Origin of the sequence: Mycobacterium sp. MFM001, from assembly GCF_003402475.1 — a bacterium.
GTDB lineage: Bacteria > Actinomycetota > Actinomycetes > Mycobacteriales > Mycobacteriaceae > Mycobacterium.
Genome location: NZ_BFAB01000012.1, coordinates 149,106 through 157,503 on the forward strand (window position 1 = coordinate 149,106; position 8,398 = coordinate 157,503).

At 66.8% G+C, this 8,398-nt stretch carries 5 protein-coding genes and 1 tRNA gene; 5 read left to right on the forward strand and 1 reads right to left on the reverse strand.

The genetic code is table 11. The annotated features are described in order from the left end of the window. Window positions 1–111 precede the first annotated feature (111 nt). The 5 genes from ponA2 to MFM001_RS19675 all read left to right on the forward strand — a co-directional run bounded on the left by ponA2 (window position 112) and on the right by MFM001_RS19675 (window position 6,889). A complete protein-coding gene (ponA2, locus tag MFM001_RS19650; RefSeq protein WP_116376926.1) occupies window positions 112–2,547 on the forward strand; it encodes a transglycosylase/D,D-transpeptidase PonA2 in 2,436 nt (811 codons plus the stop codon). A gap of 22 nt (window positions 2,548–2,569) precedes the next feature. Beyond that, window positions 2,570–3,526: a metallophosphoesterase gene (locus tag MFM001_RS19655; protein WP_116376927.1), complete on the forward strand. Its 957-nt coding sequence runs from the start codon at window positions 2,570–2,572 to the stop codon at window positions 3,524–3,526. Continuing rightward, window positions 3,523–4,620: a PLP-dependent cysteine synthase family protein gene (locus MFM001_RS19660; protein ID WP_116376928.1), complete on the forward strand. Its 1,098-nt coding sequence runs from the start codon at window positions 3,523–3,525 to the stop codon at window positions 4,618–4,620. Before MFM001_RS19655 ends, MFM001_RS19660 begins: the two co-directional genes overlap by 4 nt. Before the next feature lie 322 nt (window positions 4,621–4,942). Continuing rightward, window positions 4,943–5,016: transfer RNA gene (locus MFM001_RS19670), tRNA-Pro, on the forward strand. A gap of 79 nt (window positions 5,017–5,095) precedes the next feature. Beyond that, a complete protein-coding gene (locus MFM001_RS19675) occupies window positions 5,096–6,889 on the forward strand; it encodes a thiamine pyrophosphate-requiring protein (protein ID WP_116376930.1) in 1,794 nt (597 codons plus the stop codon). Here MFM001_RS19675 and MFM001_RS19680 read toward each other — a convergent pair whose 3' ends face one another. Beyond that, window positions 6,890–8,353, reverse strand: coding sequence for an HNH endonuclease signature motif containing protein (locus MFM001_RS19680; protein ID WP_116376931.1), 1,464 nt, complete (start codon window positions 8,351–8,353; stop codon window positions 6,890–6,892). It abuts the gene before it with no gap. Window positions 8,354–8,398: the final 45 nt, after the last annotated feature.

Consider the following 8,398-nt stretch of genomic DNA (forward strand, 5'->3'; position numbering starts at 1 on the left):
CGAACGAACCACCGAATAGGCCCTGACCTGTGACGCTGGCGAAAATATGCTCATCAGCCACTCGAGATGACTCCAGATGACTTCCGTCGCGGCGCCGCTAGTCTAGTAGCCATGCCGGAGCCGGAGCAGCCCCAGACCGCTATCACGGTCGCCAAGCTCGCCGGCTGCTGCCTGTTGGCCAGCGTCATCGTCGCGGCTCTACTGTTTCCTGCCGTCGGCGGCATCGGGCTGATGTCCAACCGCGCCTCGGAGGTCGTCGCCAACGGATCGGCCCAGCTGCTCGAGGGCGACGTCCCGGCCGTCACCACGATGGTCGACGCGAAGGGCAACACGATCGCCTGGCTGTACTCGCAACGCCGCTTCGAGGTGCCCAGCGACAAGATCGCCAACACGATGAAGTTGGCAATCGTATCGATCGAGGACAAGCGGTTTGCCGAACACAACGGCGTCGACTGGCAGGGCACGCTGCACGGGCTGGCCGGCTACGCGTCCGGCGACGTCGACACCCGCGGCGGTTCGACGATCGAGCAGCAGTATGTGAAGAACTACCAGCTGCTGGTGATCGCGCAGACCGACGCCGAAAAGCGTGCGGCGGTCGAGACCACGCCGGCGCGCAAGCTGCGCGAAATCCGGATGGCGCTCACGCTGGACAAGACCTTTTCCAAGCCGGAGATCTTGACCCGTTACCTGAACCTGGTTTCGTTCGGCAACAACGCCTTTGGTGTGCAGGACGCCGCGCAAACCTACTTCGGCGTGAACGCTTCGGAGCTGAACTGGCAGCAGGCGGCGCTGCTGGCCGGGATGGTGCAGTCGACCACCGCGCTCAATCCTTACACCAACCCCGAGGGTGCGCTGGCACGCCGAAACCTGGTGCTGGACACCATGATCGAGAACCTGCCGCAGGAAGCCGACGCGTTGCGCGCCGCCAAGGCGGAGCCGCTGGGAATTCTGCCGCAGCCCAACGAATTACCGCGTGGCTGCATCGCAGCCGGCGACCGCGCATTCTTCTGCGACTACGTACAGGCGTATCTGGCGCGGGCCGGCATCAGCAAGGAGCAGGTCGCGCGCGGCGGCTACACGATCCGTACCAACCTCGACCCCGATGTGCAGGCTTCGGTCAAGTCGGCGATCGACGGGTTGGCCAGCCCGGATCTCAACGGCATCGCCAGCGTGATGAGCGTGATCCGGCCGGGTAAAGACTCGCACAAGGTGATCGCGATGGCGAGCAACCGCCGATACGGTCTGAACACCGATGCGGGCGAGACGATGCGGCCACAGCCGTTCTCTCTGGTCGGCGACGGCGCGGGGTCGATCTTCAAGATCTTCACCACCGCCGCCGCGCTGGAGATGGGCATGGGCATCAACATGCAGCTGGAGGTGCCGGGCAGCTTCCAGGCCAAGGGCATGGGCAGCGGGGGCGCCAAGGGCTGCCCCAAGGAGACGTGGTGCGTGGTCAACGCCGGCAACTACCGTGGGTCGATGAACGTGACTGACGCGCTGGCCACGTCGCCGAACACCGCGTTCGCCAAGCTGATCCAGATGGTCGGGGTGCCGCGTGCGGTGGACATGGCGGTCCGACTCGGGCTGCGCTCCTACGCCGACCCGGGCACCGCCCGCGACTACGACGAAAACAGCAACGAGAGCCTGGCCGATTTCATCAAGCGGCAGAACATCGGCTCGTTCACCCTGGGACCGTTCGAGGTCAACGCGCTGGAGCTGTCGAACGTCGCGGCGACGCTGGCCTCCGGCGGCAAGTGGTGCCCGCCCAACCCGATCGACAAGCTGATCGACCGCGACGGCAATGAGGTCTCCGTCAGCACCGAGGCGTGTGACCAGGTGGTGCCGGAAGGATTGGCGAACACCCTGGCCAACGCGCTGAGCAAGGACTCGCAGCCCGGCGGGACCGCGTCGGGGTCGGCCGGGGCGGCGGGCTGGACTCTGCCGATGTCGGGTAAGACCGGTACCACCGAGGCGCACCGCTCGTCGGGCTTCGTCGGCTTCACCAACCAGTACGCGGCCGCCAACTATATCTACGACGACTCCAGCTCGCCGTCGGATCTGTGCTCCTCGCCGCTGCGGCGCTGCGGCGACGGCAACCTCTACGGCGGTAACGAGCCGGCCCGCACCTGGTTCAACGCGATGAAGCCGATCGCGGACAAGTTCGGCGAAGTGAAGTTGCCGCCGACCGATCCGCGCTACGTCGACGGCGGGCCGAACTCGCGAGTGCCCAGCGTCGTCGGACTGGACGTCGACGGGGCACGCCAGCGCCTGAAGGAAGCCGGTTTCCAGGTCGCCGACCAACCGACGTCGGTCAACAGCAGCGCCAAGTACGGGGAAGTGGTCGGAACGACGCCGAACGGCCAGACTATCCCGGGCGCCGTCGTCACCATCCAGATCAGCAACGGCGTCCCGCCCGCCCCGCCGCCACCACCCGAAGGTGCGCCGATCGGCTCGCAAGTCATCGAGATCCCCGGGCTGCCGCCGATCACGATTCCGTTGTTGCCGCCACCCGCGCCGCCGGGCGAGCCGCCACCGCCGCCGCCATAGTGTCGCGCAGTAGCATGCCTGCATGCCCGCATCCGCAGTTTTGAAAACCACCGGCGCCGTCGCGCTCGGCTCGGCCGCCGCCGGCATCGGTTACGCCTCGATCATCGAACGCAACGCGTTCGTCGTGCGGGAACTGACCATGCCGGTGCTGACGCCGGGCTCGTCGCCGTTGCGGGTGCTGCACATCAGCGACATCCACATGCGGCCGGGCCAGCGCCGCAAGCAGGCGTGGCTGCGGGAACTGGCCGGCTGGGAGCCCGACCTGGTGGTCAACACCGGCGACAACTTGGCCCACCCGAAGGCGGTGCCCGCGGTGGTGCAGACGCTGGGCGACCTGCTGTCGCTGCCGGGCGTGTTCGTCTTCGGCAGCAACGACTACTTCGGTCCGCGGCTGAAGAACCCGATGAACTACCTGACCAATCCCGGGCACCGGGTGCACGGCCAGCCGCTGCCGTGGCAGGACCTGCGCGCGGCGTTCACCGAGCGCGGCTGGCTGGATCTGACCCACAACCGTCGCGAGTTCGAGGTGGCCGGTCTGCACATCGCCGCGGCCGGCGTGGACGACCCGCACATCGCGCGCGACCGCTACGAGACGATCGCCGGCCCGGCCAGTCCCGCCGCCAATCTGCGGCTGGGGCTGACGCATTCGCCCGAACCGCGGGTGCTGGACCGCTTCGCCGCCGACGGCTACCAGCTGGTGCTGGCCGGTCACACCCACGGCGGTCAGCTGTGCCTGCCGTTCTACGGTGCCCTGGTGACGAATTCGGGCCTGGACCGCTCCCGGGCCAAGGGTGCGTCGCGTTGGGGTGCCACGATGCGGCTGCACGTCTCGGCGGGGATCGGCACGTCGCCGTTTGCGCCCGTGCGGTTCTGCTGCCGTCCCGAGGCGACGCTGCTGACGCTGATCGCCGCGCCGACGGGCGGTCGTGACTCGAACCGCGACCGGGGGCGTTCGCAGCCAACGTATTCGGTGCATTGACCCGCGTTGCAGACCGCAGCAGGCCGCGTGACTGGACAGACAACGCGATTCGGCTGATCGAGGCCGACGCCCGTCGCAGCGCCGACACTCATCTGCTGCGCTACCCGCTGCCGTCGGCGTGGAGCGCCGGCGCCGACGTCGAGCTCTACCTCAAAGACGAGACCACGCACATCACGGGCAGCCTGAAACACCGGCTAGCCCGGTCATTGTTTTTGTATGCGCTGTGCAACGGCTGGATCGGCGAGGACACCACAGTGGTCGAGGCGTCGTCGGGGTCGACGGCGGTGTCGGAGGCGTATTTTGCTGCGCTGCTTGGTCTTCCGTTCGTCGCGGTGATGCCTGCGTCGACCAGTGCTTCTAAAGTTGCGTTGATCGAATCACAAGGCGGCCGTTGCTATTTCGTGCAGCATTCGGGCGACGTGTACGCCGAGGCGGAACGGGTGGCCCGCGAGACCGGCGGGCATTACCTGGATCAGTTCACCAACGCCGAGCGGGCCACCGACTGGCGGGGCAACAACAACATCGCCGAGTCGATCTATGTGCAGATGCGCGACGAGAAGCACCCGATCCCGGACTGGATCGTCGTCGGGGCGGGCACCGGCGGCACCAGCGCGACGATCGGCCGCTACATCCGCTACCGGCGGCATGCCACGCAGCTATGTGTGGTCGATCCGGAGAACTCCGCGTTTTTCGCCGCCTACGCCGAGCGCCGCAACGACGTCGTCGTCAACGCGTCGTCACGCATCGAGGGCATCGGTAGGCCACGCGTGGAGCCGTCGTTTCTGCCCGATGTGGTCGACCGGATGGTCTCGGTTCCCGATGCCGCCTCGATTGCGGCCGCCCGTCACGCCAGCGCAGTGCTGGGTCGTCGGGTCGGCGCGTCGACGGGCACCAATCTATGGGGAGCTTTCGGCCTAATCGCCGAAATGGTTGCCGAAGGCCGCAGCGGGTCGGTGGTCACGCTGCTCGCCGACAGCGGCGACCGCTACGCCGACACCTACTTCTGCGACGAATGGGTCAAGGCCCACGGGCTGGACCCGGCCCCGTCGGCCGCGGCGCTGGCCGAGTTCGAACGCTCGTGCAGCTGGGCGTGATCCCAGGCTTCCTGCGCTTCGTTGGCCGGAGCGGTCACCAGTAGCCACAGCACACCGAGGACCAAGAGTCCGCCGAACACCACGGCACCAAGGACCGTCATGATTGTCTCGCTTCCGTTGCCGAATTCGGTGCATATAAACCGTACTGATACCGGCGGCTATTCCGCTGCATTGTGTGAGGCACGTCGCGCGGCTGTCCGCGGTGTGATCCACGCGGCACAGTCGTCGGGTTGCAACACTGTTCGGGTACCCGGCGGCTCCGGCGGGCCAATCCGCTTTGGCGGGCGGTCAGGCCAGTGCGATACGCTGTCGTGGCTTCACGCGGGGTGTGGCGCAGCTTGGTAGCGCGCTTCGTTCGGGACGAAGAGGTCGTGGGTTCGAATCCCGCCACCCCGACATTTTTATGCGTCTAACCGGGGCATTCCCTGGGTAACCACCTTCCTGTTATCTGCTCCCGGACAGGAAGAGGTGTGCAATGGCAAGCGCTCTGGTTGCCGACTTCGTGTTGGAACGACTGCGCGATTGGGAGATCGAGAAGGTATTCGCCTACGCCGGTGACGGCATCAACGGCCTGCTGGCAGCCTGGGGGCGCGCCGACAACCAGCCGAAGTTCGTGCAGGCCCGCCACGAGGAGATGGCCGCGTTCGAGGCGGTCGGCTACGCGAAGTTCTCTGGCAAGCTCGGCGTGTGCGCGGCGACGTCGGGACCGGGCGCGATCCATCTGCTCAATGGCCTCTACGACGCCAAACTCGACCGGGTTCCGGTGCTGGCGATCGTCGGGCAGACCAACCGCAGCGCGATGGGCGGCTCTTACCAGCAAGAAGTCGACCTGATGAGCCTCTTCAAGGACGTGGCCAGCGAGTACATCCAGATGGTGACGGTGCCCGAGCAGCTGCCGAACGTGCTCGACCGCGCCATCCGCACCGCGCTGACCAGGCGCACGGTGACCGCCGTCATCATTCCGGCTGACGTGCAGGAGCTCGAATATTCGCCGCCCACGCACGCATTCAAGATGGTGCCCTCGAGTCTGGGATTCGAATGGCCCGAGGTCGCAGCCTCCAAAGAGGGTGTGCAGCGGGCCGCCGAGGTGCTCAACGCCGGCGAACGCGTCGCCATGCTGGTCGGCTGCGGGGCGAAGGGAGCGGTCAAGGAGGTCACCGAGATCGCGGATCTGCTTGGTGCCGGCGTCGCCAAGCCGCTGCTGGGCAAGGACGTGCTCTCCGACGAACTGCCTTGGGTCACGGGTTCTATCGGGTTGCTCGGCACCCGGCCCAGCTACGAGCTGATGCGCGACTGCGACACCCTGCTGACCATCGGCTCGAGTTTCCCCTACACGCAGTTCCTGCCCGGGTTCGGCGACGCTCGTGGTGTGCAGATCGACATCGACCCGGCGTTGATCGGCATGCGCTACCCCAACGAGGTGAATCTCGTCGGCGACGCCGCGGCCACACTGCGGGAGCTGATCCCGCTGATTCAGCGCAAGTCCGACCGGTCCTGGCGGGAGAAGATCGAGAAGAACGTGCAGCGCTGGTGGGAAACCATGGAAATGGAAGCCAACGTGTCCGCCGAGCCGATCAACCCGATGAAGCTCTTCGCCGAGTTGTCGCCGAAGCTGCCGGACAACGCGATCGTCACTGCCGACTCCGGCTCGTCGGCGAATTGGTATGCGCGCCAACTGAAATTCCGTGGCAACATGCGGGGGTCCCTGTCGGGCAACCTGGCCACGATGGGTCCCGGGGTGCCCTACGGGATCGGCGGCAAGTTCGCCAACCCGGACCGCCCGGTGATCGTGTTCGCGGGTGACGGCGCGATGCAGATGAACGGGATGGCCGAGCTGATCACGATCGCGCACTACTGGAAAGAGTGGACCGATCCGCGGTTGATCGTCACGGTGTTGCACAACAACGACCTCAACCAGGTGACGTGGGAGATGCGGGCAATGGCGGGAGCGCCGAAATTCCCTGAGTCGCAAACACTTCCAACTGTGGACTACGCGGGCTTCGCAGCCAGTCTGGGCCTGGGCTCGGCGACGCTTACCGATCCGGGGCAGATTGGCTCCGCGTGGGATCAGGCGCTGGCCGCAGATCGCCCGACTGTGCTCGACGTGCACTGCGATCCCAACATCCCGCCGGTGCCGCCGCATGCGACCTTCGACCAGATGAAGGCCGCCGCCACGTCAGTGCTCAAGGGCGACGAGGACGCGTTCGGGATGCTCAGGGAGGGCATCAAGGTCAAGGTGCAGGAGTTCATTCCGCGGCGCCGCAAATAACTAGAAGGGCGGGTCGTTGCAGGCCGCAACGTGCTCGGCCTGGCGGCCCGCTTCCGCGGCGAGGCGCGCCTCGTTGATGCCACGCTCGTGGGCGATGCGCGCTGCGCGCTCCTGGGCCCGGGTACGTCGCCGGGTCGGCATCATCAGTCCGCGCTTCTCAGATGCCGGCGGTACCGAGGTAGGTAACGCCAATTCGCCCGTAGGAATGGCCAGAGCCGGGAAGAGCACGGCACCACCGGGTTTGGTGGTGTACGTGTGACCGGTTGGCGCTGTCCATTCGACTGTGCCATCGGCCAGCTGGCGGTCGGCCCAACCGCCGATGCCGGTGTAGAAGGTCTTCAAAAGATGGTGGTAACCGCACAGGAGCTTGAGATTCGACGGGTGCGTGGGGCCGAACGGAAACGGGACCGTGTGGTCGATGTCGCACACCTCGGCCGGCTGGTCGCATCCCGGAAACCGGCATGTCAAATCCCTCAGCCGCACGAATTCCGCCAACGCCGCCGACGGCCGATACCCGGGCTGTGCATCGGCCGGGGGTGTCGCGAGCGGCTTGAGCTTCGCCGTACCGGCGAGATCCCGCAACGCGGTTGCCGGCAGCGGCCCGAACCCGGGCAGATAGCCCGGCGCCTCAGAGTCGCCGCCAATGGTGGCCTGCTCGGCCAGCACATGAATGACCACGTCGGTGGCCGGCCGCCGTTGTGCCGCTGGGCATTCCGGTGAGCCGCACTCACAGCGGATGGTCTCCAGTCCGGCCACCAATGCACCGAGCGCGTCGGCGCGACGTTGCGCCTTGGTGCGCGGATCTGCCGGGCAAACGGTGGCCGCCAACGAGTCGAGCTTCTGGTCCAAGGCGGCGCCGTCCTGGCCGTGCAGCTGGGCCCACACGCCGGCCAGGCCGGACTCGAGCGGCGCGACTTCGACATAGCGATCCTCGTTGCGCTGGCCCGGCATCTTTTGGCCGGCCGGGTCGAACCGGGCCACCCACATGTCGATCCGCTCAATGAGTTTGGGCTCGGATAGCCGCATCCACTTGTGGCCATGTCGAGCGATCGCGGCATCCAGCTTGGCAACCAGCAGGGGATCGTCGACCAACTCGGTGCGGCGTACCACCGCGGCCATCAACCGAAAGTCAATGTCTCCCCGCGCGAAGACCTCGGCGACCCGAGGCAGCCGCTCACGTAGGTCGATCGCGTAGCGCAGCCGCCCGCGGGCCCGTCCCCGGCTGATGCCCAACGCCGCGCCCACCTCGGCCGCCACGTTCTCGTACCCGTCGATGGCCCAGTTGACCCGGTCGGCATCGTCCTCGGGTGCCCGGCGCGCATACAGCTCACCGATTGCCGCCAACTCGCGCGCGCACATCGCGTTCTGATTGCGCGCCGCCGTCGTGAGGGCGTCGACCACGCCGGCGTCGTCGACCCCGGCAAAAGGGTCCGTAGCCTGCGGCGATACGCCGTTATCGAACATGTATTCGACACTACACGCGCCCTATGACCGCGTTGACTCGTCCAA